The sequence below is a fragment of the Iodobacter sp. genome (genome assembly GCF_025352645.1).
GTDB lineage: Bacteria > Pseudomonadota > Gammaproteobacteria > Burkholderiales > Chitinibacteraceae > Iodobacter.
Genome location: NZ_JANXSO010000031.1, coordinates 1 through 19,089 on the forward strand (window position 1 = coordinate 1; position 19,089 = coordinate 19,089).

The 19,089-nt window shown below is 46.0% G+C and carries 19 protein-coding genes and 2 pseudogenes; 7 read left to right on the forward strand and 14 right to left on the reverse strand.

The features are described 5' to 3' along the window. Positions 1–132 (forward strand): annotated as a pseudogene (locus Q0R17_RS03910) (IS1595 family transposase); the annotation flags it as partial. Here the strand turns inward: Q0R17_RS03910 and Q0R17_RS03915 are convergent. The 9 genes from Q0R17_RS03915 to argF all read right to left on the reverse strand — a co-directional run bounded on the left by Q0R17_RS03915 (position 89) and on the right by argF (position 7,532). Beyond that, on the reverse strand, positions 89–241 hold the full coding sequence (locus Q0R17_RS03915) for a DUF3149 domain-containing protein (protein WP_293932288.1): 153 nt from the start codon (positions 239–241) through the stop codon (positions 89–91). The pseudogene Q0R17_RS03910 and the gene Q0R17_RS03915 overlap by 44 nt on opposite strands. 80 nt (positions 242–321) lie before the next feature. Next, positions 322–1,269 carry an IS1595 family transposase gene (locus Q0R17_RS03920; RefSeq protein ID WP_293932290.1) on the reverse strand — a complete coding sequence of 316 codons (948 nt, stop codon included), beginning with the start codon at positions 1,267–1,269 and terminating at the stop codon, positions 322–324. Between the two features lie 192 nt (positions 1,270–1,461). Beyond that, complete coding sequence (locus Q0R17_RS03925; RefSeq protein ID WP_293932291.1) at positions 1,462–3,348, reverse strand: diguanylate cyclase; 1,887 nt, start codon at positions 3,346–3,348, stop codon at positions 1,462–1,464. A gap of 102 nt (positions 3,349–3,450) precedes the next feature. Next, positions 3,451–3,945: a YajQ family cyclic di-GMP-binding protein gene (locus tag Q0R17_RS03930; protein WP_293932293.1), complete on the reverse strand. Its 495-nt coding sequence runs from the start codon at positions 3,943–3,945 to the stop codon at positions 3,451–3,453. Between the two features lie 37 nt (positions 3,946–3,982). Further along, positions 3,983–4,294: a pyrimidine/purine nucleoside phosphorylase gene (locus Q0R17_RS03935; RefSeq protein ID WP_293932295.1), complete on the reverse strand. Its 312-nt coding sequence runs from the start codon at positions 4,292–4,294 to the stop codon at positions 3,983–3,985. Positions 4,295–4,304: 10 nt separating this feature from the next. Then, a complete protein-coding gene (locus Q0R17_RS03940; protein ID WP_293932297.1) occupies positions 4,305–4,526 on the reverse strand; it encodes a DUF2788 domain-containing protein in 222 nt (73 codons plus the stop codon). Between the two features lie 77 nt (positions 4,527–4,603). After that, complete coding sequence (locus Q0R17_RS03945; RefSeq protein WP_293932299.1) at positions 4,604–5,818, reverse strand: argininosuccinate synthase; 1,215 nt, start codon at positions 5,816–5,818, stop codon at positions 4,604–4,606. Between the two features lie 33 nt (positions 5,819–5,851). After that, complete coding sequence (leuE, locus tag Q0R17_RS03950; RefSeq protein WP_293932300.1) at positions 5,852–6,472, reverse strand: leucine efflux protein LeuE; 621 nt, start codon at positions 6,470–6,472, stop codon at positions 5,852–5,854. A 145-nt stretch (positions 6,473–6,617) separates the two neighbouring features. Next, positions 6,618–7,532 carry an ornithine carbamoyltransferase gene (gene argF, locus Q0R17_RS03955; RefSeq protein ID WP_293932302.1) on the reverse strand — a complete coding sequence of 305 codons (915 nt, stop codon included), beginning with the start codon at positions 7,530–7,532 and terminating at the stop codon, positions 6,618–6,620. A gap of 367 nt (positions 7,533–7,899) precedes the next feature. On the opposite strand from argF, the pseudogene Q0R17_RS03960 reads away from it, so the two are divergent. Together Q0R17_RS03960 and fabG are read left to right on the forward strand one after the other, a co-directional pair. Further along, positions 7,900–8,187: pseudogene (locus Q0R17_RS03960) on the forward strand (DUF3579 domain-containing protein); the annotation flags it as partial. 288 nt (positions 8,188–8,475) lie between these two features. Next, positions 8,476–9,216, forward strand: a complete 741-nt coding sequence (fabG, locus tag Q0R17_RS03965; protein WP_293932304.1) for a 3-oxoacyl-ACP reductase FabG — start codon at positions 8,476–8,478, stop codon at positions 9,214–9,216. Positions 9,217–9,400: 184 nt separating this feature from the next. On the opposite strand, the gene Q0R17_RS03970 is transcribed toward fabG, so the two are convergent. The 4 genes from Q0R17_RS03970 to Q0R17_RS03985 form a co-directional block, all read right to left on the reverse strand. Next, positions 9,401–9,718: a metal-sensitive transcriptional regulator gene (locus Q0R17_RS03970; protein ID WP_374759855.1), complete on the reverse strand. Its 318-nt coding sequence runs from the start codon at positions 9,716–9,718 to the stop codon at positions 9,401–9,403. Beyond that, positions 9,705–9,905 (reverse strand): heavy-metal-associated domain-containing protein, encoded by a 201-nt coding sequence (locus tag Q0R17_RS03975; RefSeq protein ID WP_293932306.1) that lies wholly within the window; start codon positions 9,903–9,905, stop codon positions 9,705–9,707. Before Q0R17_RS03975 ends, Q0R17_RS03970 begins: the two co-directional genes overlap by 14 nt. Before the next feature lie 67 nt (positions 9,906–9,972). Then, positions 9,973–12,054 (reverse strand): cation-translocating P-type ATPase, encoded by a 2,082-nt coding sequence (locus Q0R17_RS03980; RefSeq protein WP_293932308.1) that lies wholly within the window; start codon positions 12,052–12,054, stop codon positions 9,973–9,975. Positions 12,055–12,129: 75 nt separating this feature from the next. After that, positions 12,130–13,290 carry an MFS transporter gene (locus Q0R17_RS03985; protein WP_293932310.1) on the reverse strand — a complete coding sequence of 387 codons (1,161 nt, stop codon included), beginning with the start codon at positions 13,288–13,290 and terminating at the stop codon, positions 12,130–12,132. Positions 13,291–13,559: 269 nt separating this feature from the next. Here Q0R17_RS03985 and Q0R17_RS03990 point away from each other — a divergent pair, with 269 nt between their 5' ends. The 3 genes from Q0R17_RS03990 to Q0R17_RS04000 all read left to right on the forward strand — a co-directional run bounded on the left by Q0R17_RS03990 (position 13,560) and on the right by Q0R17_RS04000 (position 16,535). Next, positions 13,560–14,588: a hypothetical protein gene (locus Q0R17_RS03990; RefSeq protein WP_293932312.1), complete on the forward strand. Its 1,029-nt coding sequence runs from the start codon at positions 13,560–13,562 to the stop codon at positions 14,586–14,588. Between the two features lie 123 nt (positions 14,589–14,711). Then, a complete protein-coding gene (locus Q0R17_RS03995) occupies positions 14,712–15,305 on the forward strand; it encodes a GNAT family N-acetyltransferase (protein WP_293932314.1) in 594 nt (197 codons plus the stop codon). Between the two features lie 132 nt (positions 15,306–15,437). After that, positions 15,438–16,535 carry a site-2 protease family protein gene (locus Q0R17_RS04000; protein ID WP_293932316.1) on the forward strand — a complete coding sequence of 366 codons (1,098 nt, stop codon included), beginning with the start codon at positions 15,438–15,440 and terminating at the stop codon, positions 16,533–16,535. Positions 16,536–17,009: 474 nt separating this feature from the next. Here the strand turns inward: Q0R17_RS04000 and Q0R17_RS04005 are convergent, their stop codons facing one another. Then, positions 17,010–17,609: an ABC transporter substrate-binding protein gene (locus Q0R17_RS04005; RefSeq protein WP_293932318.1), complete on the reverse strand. Its 600-nt coding sequence runs from the start codon at positions 17,607–17,609 to the stop codon at positions 17,010–17,012. 229 nt (positions 17,610–17,838) lie between these two features. Here Q0R17_RS04005 and Q0R17_RS04010 point away from each other — a divergent pair, with 229 nt between their 5' ends. Beyond that, the gene (locus Q0R17_RS04010; RefSeq protein WP_293932320.1) at positions 17,839–19,053 is read left to right on the forward strand and encodes an IS256 family transposase; all 1,215 of its coding nucleotides are present in this window, start codon (positions 17,839–17,841) and stop codon (positions 19,051–19,053) included. Positions 19,054–19,089 lie beyond the last annotated feature (36 nt).

The following is a 19,089-nucleotide window of genomic DNA, read 5'->3' on the forward strand; positions in this document are numbered from 1 at the left end:
CGCTATTTGGCAGAAATGCAGTACCGATTTAATCGGCGTTTTGATTTGTGCGCCCTAATTCCACGAATGCTACATGCATTACTCATAGCTAAGCCTTGCCCGCGTGGGAGATTAACTGAGCAAGAGACATAATCAGGTAAAAAAATATATACACTGCCATGCCTAAAATAAACAAGATAGTAAATAGGCTTAATAAACCAATATCAGAAGTAAATAGCGCTTGTAGTGGTGTGTTTTCCATCTCGCTCTCCTTGCTTTTATATAGCCCTAATATAAAAGAAGAATGGGGGAGAGTGGCTTGATGTGTATCAAGGTACCTGATTATGTCTCTTGCTCAGTTAATCGCCCTCGCGGGCAAGGCTTAGCAATGAGTAAGGCATGCAGCATGCGGGGAATAAGGGCGCATAAATCAAAACGCCTATTAAATCGGTACTGCATTTCCGCCAAATAGCGGCCAGCATATTTACTGTATTTGAATGCATGGTAGGTGCCCGATTGCGCCGTTTTTAAATTCCCCAGCATCACATTAAGCCATTTGAATGCGTCAATCTCCGTTCCGGCCTTACCTTTGGGCGCTTGGACGACTCGGTGCTTAAATCCCAATTGCCGCACTACTTCAAAACCGATCAGACCGTCCGAAGTCACCGTGCTCCCCGGTGCCAAAGCCCTTTCTGCCCAAGGCTTGAGCGCTTCGAACGAAAAGCCTTGCACCGGATCAAAACGCAGCCGATGAGGATGCCCATCACGCATTTCGACCGCAGCTACAAAAGCGACCTTATTTTCAGAACCACGCCCGCGCTTGCCTCCATTACGCTCGCCGCCAAGATATGCGTCATCAATCCGAACGTCTCCACTCAAGGGGCGGTCTGACTCACGCTGGCGCATTGCCTCCATCAACTTATGCTTCAGCAACCATGCGGCCTTCCAAGTAATGCCCAGTTGCCGACGCAGCGATAAAGCCGCGATATCGGTTTTCAATTGCGTCACCAGATATACAGCCAGAAACCACTTGGTCAGGGGGAGTTGCGACTGGTGCATCATGGTTCCTGCCGTCAAACTGGTTTGGTGCGCACAATGATAACAATCCCACATGCGGGTTTTGCCGCGGATGAATGTGCAGGCATTCTGCCCATGACACTTGGGGCAACGAAACCCTTGTGGCCAGCGTGCTTTTTGCAATGCGGCTTCGCACTGTTGCTCTGTACCGTACAACTGGATGAACTCAGGCAAAGACAAGCCCTTTTGCATTTGGATGCCATTGACGGACATGATTCACCTCCGTAAAGCAGAACGTTCGTTCACTTTACGCCGCACGAATTGCTAAATCAAGGGTTCCGGAGCAAGAGACATAATCAGGTCAAGGTATGTATACCAATTGCGTAAATACTTAGTCTTTAATTCTTTTTGTTATTCAGTAACGCAGCCAGGAATAAAACGTCAACAGACCCTAGGGCAATCCCTCTATGCCTTTCCTTGCTTAGAAATCTGACTGTAAATCACGGTTTGATTACGGCCATTGTTTTTGGCTTGATAGAGCGCTTGGTCGGCTCGTTTAAGAATACTATCTATCTTTTGATCGTCACTAGATAATAGAGCCATCCCAATGCTGGCGGTAAATTGTAATATTTGCTCATTTGGCAAATTAATTCGTTGTGCCTCAATGCGTTGCCTTAATCTTTCAGCTACAGGATATCCCTGCTCTAATGCAGTTTCAGGTAGCAAAATAGCAAACTCTTCACCCCCAATCCGGCCTATTAAATCGATATCTCTTAGGGTTGATTTGCAAAGCTCGGCTAGGCTTTGAATTGCTTTATCACCAATATCATGGCCCCAGCTATCATTAATGCGCTTGAAGTGATCTATATCGAGCATGATAACGATTAATGGCTGCTGATTACGCTTGGCGCGGGCAATTTCATGATTGGCGCGGTCCGTAAAATAAGAGCGATTAAATAGGCCTGATAAGCTATCGATGGTTGCGCGGTGCTGCAGCTCTGCCTCTAGTTGTTTTCTAGCGGTAATATCGCTAATTCCAATCATTAGCGTACTAGATTGTGCGCTTTCACTGATCGACATCGATAAGCTACCCCAAAAAGGTTGCCCACCTTTCTGTTGAAGCATCACTTCAATATTTTGCTGCGTCTGCCCAGATTGTATTTTTTCAACTTGCTCGATGAAATTAAGTTTGGTTTTATAAAGCTCAAACACGCGTTGAGATAAAGCACCCGCCTGTGTTTGATTAAATAATTCGGCGGCCTGATGATTGATATAGGTAATAAAGTAATCTGGTGTACGGGCAAGAACAATTGCCACCGGGCTGGTTTCAATCATTTGCCTAAAGCGTGCTTCACTGGCATTTAAGTGTTTTTCTTTTTTTTGTAAATTTTGGGTTAAACGATGTGAGCGCCAAAAGAAATAGCACATGAGCAAGGCCATAATTAATAAAGTACTGCCACCGTATAAATAGTAGAGGGTGTTTTTGCGCCAGCGCAGTAGATAATCAAGCGAAGAGCTACTGGCTACAATAAGAAAGGGCGTATCTTTAATTGAGTGGTAGCTACTGACGCTTTGTGCAGTTTGGGATTGATTAATTAAGGCGGCAGTTTCTTTGCCACTGATTAAATTTTGGATAATGGCATTATCAAGGGGAGGGCTGATAGCATTAGCAGGGTATTGTGCGATGATATTTTGTTCTTGATCAATAAGCTGAATATTGCCATGTTGCCCTAGGCTAATTGTACTAAGTAGCTGTTCAAAATATTCACGGCTAATGCTCGCCACAATGAGTCCTGCAAACTCGGCTTTGGCGGTTTCAACACGGCGGGCAACAATAATCCCCGTATTGTGTTGATTGCTACTGAGTCTAGAGTAAATGCTTTCGTGGTAAGGATTGTTACGGATAATTTGAAAATAGTCGTGATTGATCAGCTGACCACTACCGGGCAAGTCTAGAGCACGGTGATTGATGCTGCTATTGCTGCTAACGAGTGCAATATTATTGGCTTGGTGGATTTTGACTAACTTATCTAATAGTAGATTTTGAATTTCTTTATTTCTAATCTCACCGCGTTCAGCGCTGGCGATATCTTCACTAGAGATTCGATCACTTATATCGCTGAGTACGAGTTCTATTTCTCGCAACGAATTATTGATTTGATTGGTGATTGCTTGGGCTTGATGGTCAGTCTCGGTATTGGCTTTTTGAATCTCAAAGCGATAAGAACTATTCACCTGATAGGCTAAAATAAAAATCATCCCTAGGCCAAAAAACATGGCAAGTAGGGTGAGGAAAGCAGATTGGCGAGTCGTCCAGTTCATGGTATGGGTAGTAGAAAAGTAATTAGACAATAGTTTACTAGCCCTTTCACCTGTTTGCCTTGTTAGACATACTGCTGGTGCATTCTGCTAAAAACTAATGTTTTACTTATTCTACTGCCCTAGTCCTAATAATTAGTCGCGGAAATTTTGGTATTGCAATGGAAAATCAGTAATTGATTTTCTCATTAGAGCAATCACTTCTTGCAAAATATCGCGCTTAGCGCCAGTTACGCGCACTGTGTCGCCTTGAATAGCGGTTTGTACTTTGAGTTTTTCATCTTTAATCAATTTAATGATCTTTTTAGCTAAATCTTGATCAATACCCGCTTTGATCTTCATTTCCATTTTTACTTTATTACCAGATATTTTTTGCACGTCACCACTTTCAAGACGTTTGCTGCTATCGGCTTCTTTTTTCTCTAGTGCTGGAAATAAAATATCTTTAACTTGATCCAGCTGGGCATTAGAATCGCCGTGCAAGGTGATGGTTTCATCTTTTTCGTTTAATTCAACTTTGGCGCTGGTGCCTTTAAAATCAAAGCGATTATTGATCACACGATCAACTGCGTCGATGGCGTTTTTGAGGGCAACCATATCGAGTTCGGAGCTAATATCGAAAGAAGGCATGTTGCTTCCCTTTTAAGTAAATAGTTAATAAATAAAATTATGCAAAATGACAAACATAATGCAGTGTTTCTAGTGTTTCAATTGTAAAACTGGAGTTTGCTGGCACATTAAAGCTTTGCCCTGAAGTATAGGCGGTGGCTGTTGTTTCATCTGCTAATTTAACTTGGCAGCTACCTGCAATGACTTCCATTACTTCTGCTGCAGCAGTATTAAACACCAGCTTGGATGGCAGAATCACACCAACGGTTTTTTTCTCACCACTGGCTAAAATAAGGGTATGGGAAACACATAGGCCATCAAAGTAAACATTGCCCTGCTTCAGAACAGATACATTATCAAATTGAGACATTATAACTCCATTATTTTTGAATGATTTCAGTCAGTACTGTTTTAACAATAAAACCGAATACGCCAAAGCCTAGGGTAAAAAACAAAACCAGCGAGCCATATCTGCCGGCTTTAGAATCTGCGGCCAAGCGGTAGATAATAAAGCCCATATAGATAATGAGGCCAGTACAGAGGATGGACACCGATAATGTGGTGAATGTTTCCTCTGATATATTTTTTAGCGCCTCAAGCATGCTTGTTTCCTTTTACGCACAAAGCCGGCAGCTGCCGGCTTTGTGTTTTTATTGACGGTTAGGCCGTGCTTGTGAACTTAATTACGTAACTTAGCAGCAATTCGCATACGTAATGCATTCAGTTTAATAAAGCCTGCGGCATCTGCTTGATTATAAGCACCGCCATCGTCTTCAAAGGTGGCAATATTGGCATCAAATAGTGATTCTTTGGAATCACGGCCTACCACAATGACATTGCCTTTATAGAGCTTAAGTCTTACCCAACCATTAACATGGGCTTGGCTGGCATCGATCATGGTTTGCAGCATCAGGCGCTCTGGTGCCCACCAGTAGCCGTTATAAATCAGGCTGGCGTATTTTGGCATGAGCTCATCTTTTAAGTGAGCAACTTCGCGGTCTAGGCAGATGGATTCAATGGCGCGGTGCGCCTTGAGCATAATTGTGCCGCCCGGTGTTTCGTAGCAGCCACGGCTTTTCATGCCAACAAAGCGGTTTTCGACTAGATCTAGACGGCCAATACCATGCTTGCCGCCAACTTTATTTAATGCAGCCAACACCGTAGCTGGGCTCATTTTTACGCCGTTTATGCCAACAATATCGCCGTTTTCGTATTCAAGCTCGACGTATTCCGCCGCATCTGGTGCTTGCTCTGGGCTAACCGACCATAGCCACATATCTTCTTCTGGCTCGGTGGCTGGGTTTTCCAGTGCTTGGCCTTCGTAAGAAATATGCAGCAGATTGGCGTCCATCGAGTAAGGGCTGCCGCCGTTCTTTTTCTTGGCAATATCCATGCCGTGTTTTTCGGCGTAGGAGAGCAGCTTTTCACGGCTGTTTAGATCCCATTCACGCCAAGGTGCAATCACTTTGATATCTGGGCGCAGCGCGTAATAGCCTAGCTCGAAGCGAACTTGATCGTTGCCCTTGCCGGTTGCACCGTGGCTAACGGCATCTGCGCCGGTTAAGTTGGCAATTTCGATCTGACGTTTGGCAATCAGTGGGCGGGCAATCGAGGTGCCGAGTAAGTATTCGCCTTCGTACACTGTATTGGCGCGAAACATCGGGAATACAAAATCACGCACGAATTCTTCGCGCAAATCATCAATAAAAATATTTTCTGGTTTTATGCCAAATTGCACTGCTTTTTGGCGGGCAGGTTCTAGCTCTTCACCCTGGCCCAAGTCTGCGGTAAAGGTCACCACTTCACATTGATAGGTATCTTGCAACCACTTCAAAATCACCGAGGTATCGAGGCCACCGGAGTAGGCAAGTACTGCTTTTTTTACATCAGACATGTAGGAACTCCAAGGGGGAGGAAAGGCAATGGATTAGTGAGATAGAGCCAGCCGCAGACCAAAACTGATGAAAAGTACACCAGTTAGACGAGCGAGCCAACGGCCCAACCACTGTTTGCCTGCTAGTCGCCTAGAAAGGCCAGCACCAGCAAAGATTAAAAAGGTCAGATAAGCCAAACTTACGGCTTGAACGATCATGCCAAGTATTGCAAAAGTCAGCGGAACCCGATCATAAGTCGGATCCACAAACTGGGGGAAGAATGCCATAAAAAACAAAATGGCTTTCACATTAACCAGAGAAATAGATAACGCCTGCTTATAAATATGGCTAGACGGTATATTTACTGGGGTATCACTCGCTGCTTGCGATTTAGCCAGCAGCATTTTTATGCCCATCCATGCTAAATACGCGGCACCTGCATAGCGAACCCAGTTAAACGCTTCAGGATGAGTACGCATTAAAGAGGCAACGCCTACGCTGGCTAGCAACATTAAAATTAGATCACCAGTCACAATGCCCGCTGCTGCTGCATAACCCGCGCGCACGCCTTGTTTGGCTGCTACGGATAGAGCAAAAATTGAATTTGGGCCCGGTAATAAAATAATAAAAACAGTACCTAGAAGGTAGCTCGTTAAATCGGTAATGCCAAACATTTAAGTACTCATACAAAAGTGATCAGGTGTTTGCTAAGTTTATTTTCATTAGCGCATACAAGTGATAACGCAAAAATAAGGCGTAATCCTGTGTTGCAGAGCTAGAAATAGCGTTGAAAAGACTATTTCTACGGTTTTTGAGCATTTAGCCCTCTACTTTACCGAGTAATAGATATTCAATCACTGCTTTTTGCGTATGCATGCGATTTTCTGCTTCATCCCATACTACCGATTGCGGGCCATCGATCACTTCTGGGTCTACTTCTTCGCCACGGTGAGCGGGTAAGCAGTGCATAAACATTGCATTTGCCTTGGCTTGTAACATGACTTTTTCACTCACACGATAGTGTAAAAAGTCTTTTCTGCGTTGCAGTGTTTCACGCTCAAAGCCCATTGACGTGCAAACGTCGGTGGTCACGATGTCGGCATCGCGTGCGGCTTGGTATGGATCGTAAAATGTTTCGAAATGCTCGATCCCATATTTTTGTCCGTCTAAAACCGTCATCTCATAACCGCGTGGGCAGGCTTGCTTGAGCTTAAAGTTGAAGATTTTTGCCGCTTGCAACCAAGTACGGGAGATATTATTACTATCGCCAATCCAAGCTACGGTTTTGCCTTCGATCGAGCCATTTTTTTCGATATAAGTAAAGATATCGGCCAAAATTTGGCAAGGATGATATTCATTGGTGAGGCCATTAATGACCGGTACGATGGAGTTTTGAGCAAAACGTTCAACAATGCTTTGCTCAAAAGTGCGTACCATGACGATATTGGTCATGCGGCTGATCACCTTTGCCACATCTTCAATGGGCTCGCCCCGCCCAAGTTGGGTGTCTTTAGATTGCAAAAACATAGCATGCCCCCCAAATTGGGCCATGCCAGCTTCAAAAGAAACGCGGGTTCGAGTGGATGATTTTTCAAAAATCATGGCCAAAACTTTGCCGATCAGCGGCTGGTATAGCTCGCCCGCGGCTAGTTTTGCTTTAAGAATGGCGGCGCGTTTGAATAGGTATTCGTATTCTTCGCGGGTGAAGTCGGTGAATTGCAGATAATGGCGCATAGGGCACAGTCCGTACGGGCTGCCAAGTTAAGAGCGTGATCGAATTCTGCTAATACAACGTATCCGTGCGCCATCTGCAATATTTAAGCGGTGCTGATGGCTGCTGCAAAAAATACTTACAGTTTTTCGGCCGCGCATTATGATTTTTTGAGTCCAGCAAAAAACGATCATTCTTAAAATGGATCTAGCCACTTTGAGAAAAAACAACCATTATTCAACCGTTTGCAGGTGGCTGGCAAGCTTTGTCAGTGTGTTCGGCGTTTACGTAGTAACTTGTACGGAGAATAGATTAAGAATTTCTAAGGCGGCAGTTTGCCCTTGGATGGTATAATCTGAAAGATATTCAATCCGCCACGCTGTTCTTCAAATGATCTGTAATCCATACGAAATCATTATTCAGGGCATTACCAGTAATGGCCGTGAATTCCGACCCAGCGATTGGGCAGAGCGCTTATCAGGTATTTTATGTACCTTTGGTGCTGACCAAAAGCTTTCTTACGCCCCTTTTGTACGCCCAATGATGCACGAAAACGTGCGTTGCGTAGCCGTTGATAAGCAGCTTGAAAAAGTTGATCCCCGCGTTTTTGACTTTATTATGACCTTTGCGCGTGATAATGATTTACGCATCGTGGATTGTCGCTCTTTATTGAGTGAGCATTACACCGACAAACCTGCAGAATAAGCGTATTGGCCTTTTTCCCAGCGGATACCTTGTCTGCTGGGGGCCATGCTCTTGATCGCAAATCTGTTTTACCTCTCTTTTTATCCTTGCTGACTAAGCTTACTTTACTTCCCTGTCTTGTAATGACATTAGCCAGCCTAGTGCTGTAATTTTTCTAAAGTACGCTGATTTTGACTTGTTGCATTGCACAAGTTACGTCTATGCTGAACTTGTTGTGCCTGCTAGCTGCAGCCGTTTCCAATTGATCGATAAGGTGCGCGTATGAGACTCAAAGACAAAGTAGCGATTATCACGGGTTCCGCCAGCGGGATTGGCCAAGCCACTGCCGTTAAGTTTGCAGCAGAAGGCGCTAAAGTGGTGGTGTGTGATGTAAATCAAAGCGGTATTGATGGCGTGGTATCTAGCCTGGTGGCAAGCGGTGCGGTTGCTGTGGGTTATGTGGTGGATGTCACCAATAAAACACAAATTGCTGAAATGGTTGCCGCGGTTAAAGCGCAGTTTGGCCGTATTGATGTGTTGGTGAATAACGCCGGTATTGTGCAGGACGCCCAGCTGATTAAAATGACCGAAGATCAGTTTGATCGCGTGATCGATATCAATCTGAAAGGCGTATATAACTGTGCCCGTGCCGTGGTCGATACCATGGTAGAGCAGGGCAGCGGTGTGATTTTAAATGCTTCATCCGTGGTGGGTGTATACGGCAACTTTGGCCAGACCAACTACGCTGCGGCAAAATTTGGTGTGATTGGTTTTGTAAAAACATGGGCTAAAGAGTTAGGCAAGAAGGGCATTCGTGCTAATGCAGTTTGCCCCGGCTTTGTGGCGACTCCTATCCTGAAAGCCATGCCGGAAAAAGTGATTCAGGCTATGGAAGAGCGCGTACCGATGAAACGCATGGCCCAGCCAGAAGAAATCGCCAATGTGTACGCCTTTTTAGCGAGCGACGAAGCCAGCTATATCAATGGTGCCGCGATTGAAGTGACGGGTGGATTGACGCTGTAAGGCTGTAAATTCGGACCCCCTAATTTCTGTAGACACGGGGCTAAAGTGAGGACACAGAGAAAACCTAATGTTGGTTTTCTCTGTGTCCTCTTTTTTTTCCTGCTAACTTAGGGTGGGTTACGGCCAGGAAACTGTTCTTTCTTGTTTTGTATTTCAATTGGCCGAAGCTACCCTACACTTTTTTTTACCCCAGCGTTTTACCGCTTAGTTTTTTGACTACCAGCATCAGCTCATCAATTGCCGCGTCGCCCTCTCCGTCTTGAATTGCCTTTGCCACGCAGCCGTGGGCATGGTTTTCCAATAGCTGCATGGCGACTGAATCCATGGCTGATTTTATGGCCGAGATTTGCGTTAGCACATCTACGCAGTATCTATCCTCATCGACCATTTTAATCACGCCGCGCACTTGGCCCTCGATGCGGTTCAGCCTAGCCAAGAGTTTTTTCTTGCCAGGTTGCACGACTTTAGGCGCGTCTGTTGGACAACAATCAGACGAGCTCAAAGCCAGCTCCTTCAACCGCATCTCTGAGTGTGTCTGCCGTGACCAGAGTATGGTCAATTTTAGCGATGCCGCTTTCAAGATCAATGGCAACATGACTAACGCCGGGCAGGGCGCTCAATACGCTGTTTAAAGTACGCACGCAGCCCATGCAGGTCATGCCTTCAATTTTAAGTGTGGTGTGTTCCATTTGTGACTCCTTGCTTGAATAAGGCAATGGTTTTTATTGATAGGGCATTTGCCCACGCGGATGGTGATTAATTTTTCCAGCGCCTGAGTAGCAGCGAATTACTCACGACCGAAACGGAGCTTAATGCCATCGCCGCGCCTGCAATCACTGGGCTTAACAGGCCGATGGCCGCCAGCGGGATGCCCAGTGTATTGTAAAAAAAGGCAAAGAACAGGTTCTGGCGGATTTTGCGGATGGTGGCGCGGGATAAGGTAATTGCGTCAGCCACCGCCAGTAAATCGTTGTGCAGTAGGGTGATGTCGGCTGTTTCAATCGCCACATCGCTACCCTTGCCCATCGCAAAGCTAACCGCTGCCGCCGCTAGCGCTGGGGCGTCGTTCACCCCATCCCCAACCATGGCCACCACCTTGTTTTGTTGCCCGATAAATGCCGCCTTATCTTGCGGGCGCATCAGGCCATAAAACTGCTGAATACCGGTGGCGTTGGCAATCGCTGCGGCGGTGTTTTCTTTATCACCGCTTAGCATCACCACTTCAATGCCCATTTGCTGCAAGCGGGAGACGGCCTCGGCCGAGCTAGGGCGAACGGTGTCGGCCAGTAGAATTTGACCTAGCAGTAGTTGATTACGGCTGACACTCACTGTGGTGTGCTCACTGGTGTTGCTTGCTTCGCCCGCCCAGCTAGGAATGCCTACTTTGATTTCGCTACCGTCTGCTAGCTGGCCGCTAACCCCACACCCCGGCTCAGCGGCAAAGCCACTAATGGGGAGTAAGGGCAGGGTGTTGGCTGCCAAAATAGCGCGAGCCAGCGGGTGCTCCGAGCCTTGCTCAAGACTGGCGGCTAATTGCAATAGCGCTTCTGAACTCTGCCCTGCTTGGCAGATCACCTCAATGACTTTTGCCTCCCCCATTGTTAGCGTGCCGGTTTTATCGACGACCAGCATCTCAATTTTGCCAGCTAGCTCAAGTGCGGCGGCGTTTCTGAATAAAATGCCATGCTGGGCTGCGCGGCCAATGCCAACTGAAATGGCGGTGGGCGTGGCAAGGCCCAGCGCGCAGGGGCAGGCGATCACCAGCACGGCCACTGCATGAATTAGCCCTGTTACCGCACTGCCCCAGTACCAAAAACTAAGGGCAAAGGTGAGCAGGGCGATGCCCGCTACAATCGGCACAAATACGCCAGAAATTTGATCAGCCAGCCGCTGAATTGGCGCTTTTGAGCCCTGTGCACTGGCCACTAGCCGCACAATTTCGGCCAGTTGCGTTTTGCTGCCCACGCTGCTGGCGCGTATTTTTAGCATGCCGCTGCTGTTTTTAGTGGCGGCAAAGACTTTACTACCGATGGTTTTTTCGACGGGCAGGCTTTCACCCGTCAGCATGCTTTCATCAACCGCCGCTTGGCCTTCTAACACTAAGCCATCGACGGCAATGATTTCGCCATGGCGAACAATCACAATGTCGCCAGGTTTTAACTGGGCGATGGCCATGTCGATGATGCCTTCGCTGCTTTCTACCCTTGCTGTTTTAGGCTGTAGATTAAGTAGCTCACTGATGGCGCTTGAGGTTTTTTTCTTGGCCCGCCCTTCTAGCCATTTGCCTGCCAGTACTAGCGTAATAATCATCGCGCTAGCTTCAAAATAAACGTGCTGCTCATGCAAGCCCATCAGCGTAACAATGGCGCTTAAAGCAAATGCCATACTGGTGCCTAAGGCCACCAGCACATCCATATTGGCTCCGCCGTTTTTTAAGGCGAAGTAAGCGCCGCGATAAAAACGCCAGCCCAAAATAAACTGCACAGGGGTGGCCAGCAGCATTTGCAGCCAGCGCGGTAGTAGCTCGCTATGATCCATGCTAAACATGCTGGCCATTAACGGCAGGCTGAGCAAGGCGGCGAAGGCAAGAGGGATAAATTCGTTTTTTTCTGGCAAGGCAGGCGTATCTGCTAATTCAGCCGAAAAGCCCGCGCCTGCAATGGTTGCAATCAGCGTTTCTGTGGTAATGGCGGGGTTGCTACTGCTGATTTGTGCGGTTTCGGTTGCAAAATTAACGGCAGCTACTACGCCTAGCTGCTTATTCAACACCTTCTCTATCCGTGCCGCACACGCCGCACAGGTCATCCCGCCGAGCTGAAGTTCAATTTGCAAGGTCATGGCGCTTCCTCTTTTCTATGAAAAGATAATATACCCTTGTGGGGTATATTGAAAGGGCAAGGGCAGATTAAGGTTTTATGCTTGGATGGTGGGCGTTGAGTTTAAACCTCGTCGGGCTAAAAACCACGCGGCGGCGGCGATCAAGGCAGCAAGGCTAAATACCCATTGTCCGCCCAGAGGTTTCCACAGTAGGCCAGCAAGAATTCCCCCTAGGCTTCCGCCTAAGCCAAACGATGCCGCAATATATAAGGCTTGCCCACGCGTTTGGTTGGAGCCAGTAAAGTGGCGGTGGATATAGGCCATAGTGACGGCGTGGTGGCTGCCAAAAGTAAAAGCATGGGCCAGCTGTGCCAAAACCAATAGGATTAATGAACCCATGCCCCAGGCAATCGCCATAAAGCGTAGTACTGCCATAGCGAGTCCAAATAAAAACAAATTTTTTAGTGAAAAGCGCCCCGTGAGCTTAGGCATAAGCCAAAATGCGCCGACTTCGGCCATTACACCGATGGTCCAAAACCAGCCTATGGCACTTTTATCATGCCCATATTCCGCCGCATAAATCGAATAAAAGCTGTAGTACGGGCCATGCGCCAGCGCCATTAAAAAGCATGATAAAAGGAGCACTTGGACTTCAGATTTCTTAAGTACATCCATTAGCTTTTCGCTAATAGAATCGTTTTTTTGCGCCACGGGTGCTTCAGGCACCTGCCAAGAAAACAAAGCTAGGCTAATCATGACGGCTACCACCGCCCAAGGGAAAGTGGCTACGCCCTGATGCTGCATTAAATATCCGGCGATCACGGTGGCAACAATAAAGCCCACTGAGCCCCAGATTCGCAGCCTTGCATAAGCTCCCCCATCGCCTGAAAGGAGCGTCATTGCCGTTGCTTCAACGAGCGGTAGCGATGCACTCCAGAAAAAGCTGGCTAATAACACAGTAAAAAATAAGGGCCAGAAGGTATGCACAAATAACAGCGGAATAAAAAATATCAAGCCGGCTATGCCTGCTATTCGCAAAATACCCTGTCGGCTACCACGTCGGTCCGCAAGCCAGCCCCAAAGGGTGGGGGCGTAAATCCGGTTGACTTGGGTAAGCGAAGTCAGAATGCCGATTTGCCAAGCAGGAAAAGACAATGAAGTTAGATACAAGCCCCAGTACGGGGAAAACAGTCCGTTAAAAGCGAAATAACTGAAGTAGAAGCAGGCAATTGCCAGAAGAGGCGCCAGATTGAGCATGGTTTTTTTTATATACGGCAGAGAATCCGTATTGTACGCGTCTTAATTTGTCCCTCAGGCCAAGTAGCTTGGTAAATATGTGCTAACAATTTTTGTGGCTACAAATACTAATTGCTTGCCGTGGAACTTACCGTTGTTCAATCTAAATGAGGGGCGGCACAGTATGGCGCTTATTGGATTAAGAATGAGAATGTAAATATTCTGAGTGTTCGTTGTGGCTGTTTCGGGGTAATTTGTTCGGCCATATATCTATCTAAAATAGGCCGATTATGCTTAGCCGACTATTCAGTATGCTGTTAGTTTGCAGTTTATTCAGCTCAGCAGCTTTTGCCGCTGCGCCGACTTTACAACACTATATTTATATTAATCATCGTGAAGCAGGTGGAGCCAATATTACTGCGGATAAAAATTTACTTGATCCTCGTTTTAGTGGCGCGCAAATTGTTTATAAGTGGCGCGATCTAGAGCCTAAGCAAGATCAGTATGACTTTAGTGCAATTAAAGCCGATATTGCCTATTTGAATTCGATACATAAAAAACTATGGATCCAATTGCAAGAGAAATCTTTTACGCCACGCCCTAATGTCCCCGATTATCTTTTGCAGCAGCCTATTTTTAAAGGCGGAGTGCTTAAGCAAAGTATGCTAAGTGCTCCTGAGCGCGATCCTAATAAACCGGTGACCGATGATGAATACGGTTGGTCGGCCAAAATGTGGGAGCCCACCGTGCGTGAGCGATATCAAAAATTAATCCAGCAATTAGGCCATGAGTTTGATGGCAAGATCGCGGGGATTAACTTTAGCGAAAGCTCGATTGATGTAGGCCACGAAAACGCTGATGGCACCACCACGTTTCCTAAAGATTTCAGCCCTAAGGTATATGTAGATGCCATTGGCGATAATATGCGTGTGTTAGCAGGGGCATTTAAGCAATCTACGGCTATGGTGTATTTAAATTTTCTGCCAGATGAATGGCTGCCAGATAATGATAAAGGCTATATGCGTGGCCTGTTTACATTAGCTAAATCATTAAAAATGGGCGTGGGGGGCCCTGATTTAATGCCCTATCGCAAAAGCCATATGGCGCAGACTTATGGCTTTTTTAAGGATTATCCCAATAATCTGGTAAAGGGAATGGCGGTGCAAGACGGTAATCTTCGCCAGATTAATCCTAAGACGGGTAAAAAAAATACGGTGGGTGATATTCTGGATTTTGGTCAGAACTATCTAGGTTTGGATTATATTTTTTGGGTAGAAGACGAGCCTTACTTTACGAATGAGGTGCTAAATTTTCTTTAGTACTATATTTAAAAAAGCACATTTACCTTAAAAAACATTTCATATTTCTAACTTAAAAATTGGGGGGTAAATGTTATCTACCCGTATTTTAATTTTTACCTACTATCAGGACGTTTTAATTCTGTGAGTACCATAACTTCTGATTTGCTCAGCATCCTGCCTTACCAACAAACTTCTGAGCAGGTACGGCGGGACATTGCCTTGCTAATGCATCAAGTATGGCCAGAACCGTCCCCTCCCTCTATGGAAGGGCTTGTGCCTGAGGAGCATGATCCCGCGCTTGATGCGTTTTCCTGCTTTATATACCGTGATAATCGGCTGCTTAGTTATGCAGCTGTGCTGCATTTGACGCTTACCCATGCTGGGCAAACCTTTCGCATGGCCGCATTAAGTTGTGTCGCAACCGACCCCGCTTATCAGCGGCAAGGGTTAAGCCGTTTAGTGGTAAATGCAGCCACGCGTTGTATTGAAAACAGCCAATCTGACATCGGATTGTTTACCTGTGATCCGTCATTGGCTTTGTTTTACGCTAAAGCAGGCTGGCCAGCTGCTTTAGGAGTGGAGCTGATTGGAAGTCAAGATGTTGGTGCCTTATCCAGTAAGGAATTAGGCAAGGTGGTGGTGCTTCGTTTGTTGTCTCAGCATGCACACGGCCACGCTACAGCGTTTACGAACACCTGTATTTCATTGGGGCTGCCGCTAGGGCAGTTCGTCTGATACTTCTAAGAGCGCACAAGCTCCCAGCTTGGCATTGTTTGGCTGGTCCCTAAATGCTCAGAAACCCGTAAAATGACCGCATTCGCTCAAGCCTTATGCCTTGTTGATGACTCTTATTGAACTGGATACGTCGTGGAATTATTAAATATTAATTGCCTGGGCAAAGCGCTCAGGCTGGAAGGTACGCCTGCGGGCTGGCAGCAGCTGTTTTGGGACAATACTTTAGTCGCCGAAAAAAACGCTTCGGCTGAGCGCGAAGGATTGAGTTCTTTGCAGTTTGAACTCGCGACGATAAGCCCAGATGGCTCCGCCGCAACAACCCGAGTGTATCTTGAAACAGATCTGCAATGGCAGCCTTTTATATTGAAATATCGCCTATTGGTTGATGAACAAGTAGCGGAGCAAGGCCAGCGCAATGCGAGGGATATCGAGCGGCAAACACCTGTTGTTCCGATCACTAAAACCAATAAGCTGAGCTTGCTGGGCCTCGGTGCTTTGGCGCTTAAACTACTTAAAAGCGCCAAATTAGTTAAAGTCGCATTAGCTGGGGCTAGCGTTGCGGCGTATTCATGGTTGTTTTCTTTTCAATTTGCCATTGCGCTGATTGCCTGTTTGGTTTTTCATGAGTACGGCCATATTCGGGCGATGAAATACTTTGGCATTAAGACTAAGGGCATTTATTTAATCCCCTTTATGGGCGGATTAGCATTATCAGATGAGAAAATAAATACCCGCTGGCAAGATGTGGTGATTTCCATTATGGGGCCAAGCTTTGGCTTATTGTTATCAATTGCCTGCCTGATTATTTATTGGCTGACTGGCTCGATGCTCTTTGCGGGTTTGGCTACCTTTAATGCACTGCTTAATCTGTTTAATCTATTACCTATTCTGCCCCTCGATGGCGGGCATATTTTAAAAAGTATCAGTTTTTCAATGAATAGCAAACTAGGGCTCATCGCCTGCGTGGTTGGTGCGGCGCTGGGTGTGTTTATCAGCTATTCACTGGGTCTGGCATTACTAGGGTTTTTATTATTGATTGGCAGTGTAGAAATTATTTTTGAATGGCGCGGCCGTCATCAAAGCCATCTGTTGCCGCTGGATCGCTATGGGCAAATCTTCTCTACGGTTTGGTATTTAATCACCGTTGGCGCATTGATTGGCATCATCTGGTATTTTGCCGGCCATGGCGACGAAATGCTGCGTATGCCTTTGCAGGTTTTAAAAAGTTAAGGTGTTGCATAGTTTGTAATTTTAAAAAGCCAGATTGGATGATCTGGCTTTTTTTATGGGGTAAAGGTTAATAAATTTTTAAAACAATAGATTTGTTATGCTTTTGTAGTTGCTGAATATGATGGACAGGATTAAATCAAGTGACAATAGTGCAAGTAATAATGAAATAGCCGCGAGTAATAGCATAAGTTTTGCGTATGTGTGTTTTTGGTCTTCTGCATTCTTTTTGTATAGTCTTAGAGAGATGCTTACAGCCAAAAGTAAAGGAGCTAAAAGTATGGCGGAGCACATAGTGGCAGGAAAAAGGCTACCCCAGCCGCCCGGCCCTCCATGGCCGCTATTGCCAAAAGTATATGCTGTCAGTATTGATAGTGGAACACAAGCAAAGCTGCTGATAAGAAAAAAACGAATTAAATTGCTATGCATTTGGATCGCCTAAGATACACTTTTTATTGCATTTAAAATAGAGAGAGGCTAGTTGCTAAGTGATGGCTTTATTTTCTCTTGATTGATCTCTGTAAGCTGTTTTAGAAGGCCTGTATACCCTTCTGTGCGAATTGTTTTGCCAAATTTATTGCGATATCTATCTTCAAGTGAATCATTTCCTGAAATGATATCGGCAATTCTCCAGTGATCCCAGCCTCTGAGAAGAAAGAAATCTATGCGTTTTGATTTGTTGTTAGCCAGCTTTATTGATGTGACTACATAGCTAACAGTTAAATCTACATTGCTTTCTTGTGTTTTTAAATTTGCTGCGGAACAAAATAATTTAATGGCGCTTAAATTGTCTTGAATGATATATTTTTTAAATTCTGTATTTAGCTGGTCTTTAAAAGTATCTGGAAATTTAGAAAGAGATTCTTCTGTAAGCTTAAAGCCGATATTGTGTAGTAAATTTTGCGTGCTTAAGAATGTATCGAGTTTGATCAGTAAATAATCTTTAATGGCTAATTCACTACAGCTTTTTAGCTCCATGTTGGTCGATAAGTCATGAAGAAACTCTTGATAAACATGCTGAATATGTTTTTCGGGGTTTTCAAAGTCGTCAGCAAAAGCCATGTTTGATATGGACATGAATAATATCAAGCTTGCGCGGGTGAAGTAGTTAATAAATCGGGAATACATACATTGTTTGTTAGTTTGCATGGGGCTGCTCAGATTAAATTAAGTGCAATGGTTTGACGGTTTCAAAATACGTGGAAGTTTGCTTTGCCGCTGGATATTTGGAGCCTGTAACTAAAATTGTGTAAATGCCCTTGGCCGATTAATCTCTTCCCAGAGAAAATTCATGTCAGGCATCACAATGGATCGTCAAAAATTACAGGCTATTGCCGCTGAACTCGCTAAAGATATTAAAACTGAAGCGGATTTAAATGCGCTCTCGCGTGAGCTACTCAAACTCACCGTCGAAACCGCTCTGAATGCGGAATTAACCGACCATCTCGGCTACGAGAAACACGCCAGCACGGTAGGTGAACGTGGCAATTCGCGCAATGGCAGCACGCCAAAGCGCCTTAAAAGCCAGCATGGCGAAGTGGAAATCCATACCCCGCGTGATCGTGAAGGTTCGTTCGAGCCACAATTTCTCAAGAAAGGCCAAACCCGTCTCACGCAGATGGATGATCAAATTCTCACGCTGTATGCCAAAGGGCTGAGCACGCGCGAAATTGTGGCGGCATTCAAAGAAATGTACGATGCAGAGGTGTCGGCCACCTTGATTTCCCGCGTCACCGATCGCGTGCTGGAGCAAATCACCCAGTGGCAGTCGCGCCCGCTGGATGCCATTTATCCCATCGTTTACCTCGACTGCATCGTGATTAAAATCCGTGACAATTTACGCGTAATCAACAAAGCGATTTACTTAGCTTTGGGCGTGAATATGGACGGGCACAAGGAATTACTGGGTTTATGGATGTCCGAAAATGAAGGCGCTAAATTCTGGCTCTCCGTGCTGACTGAGCTCAAAGCGCGCGGGGTACAGGATATTTTGATTGCGTGTGTCGACGGGTTAAAAGGCTTCCCCGATGCGATTGCGGCTGAATTCCCGCACACGCAGGTTCAGCTTTGCATCGTGCACATGGTGCGCAACAGCTTAAGATATGTTTCCTGGAAGGATTACAAAGCCGTTACCGCAGATTTGAAACGGATTTACCAGTCCACCACGGAAGAGCAAGCGCTGCTGGAATTGGAGCGTTTTACGCAGACTTGGCAAGCCAATTACCCTTTGATTTCCAAGTCGTGGACGGCGAACTGGGCTCATTTACGTACGATCTTTGAATATCCGCCCGAAATTCGCAAAGCGATTTATACGACGAATGCGATTGAGTCGCTCAACAGCGTGATCCGCTCCGCTACCAAGCGACGTAAAGTGTTTCCAAGCGATGAATCGGCCAAGAAAGTGATTTACCTTGCGATCGAACAGGCTTCAAAGAAATGGACGATGCCGATTCAAAACTGGCGGATGGCGCTGAATCGTTTCGTTATAGAATTTGGTGACCGGCTGAACGGCCACCAGTAATTCCAAAGGCATTTACACAGAAAGATTTACAGGCTC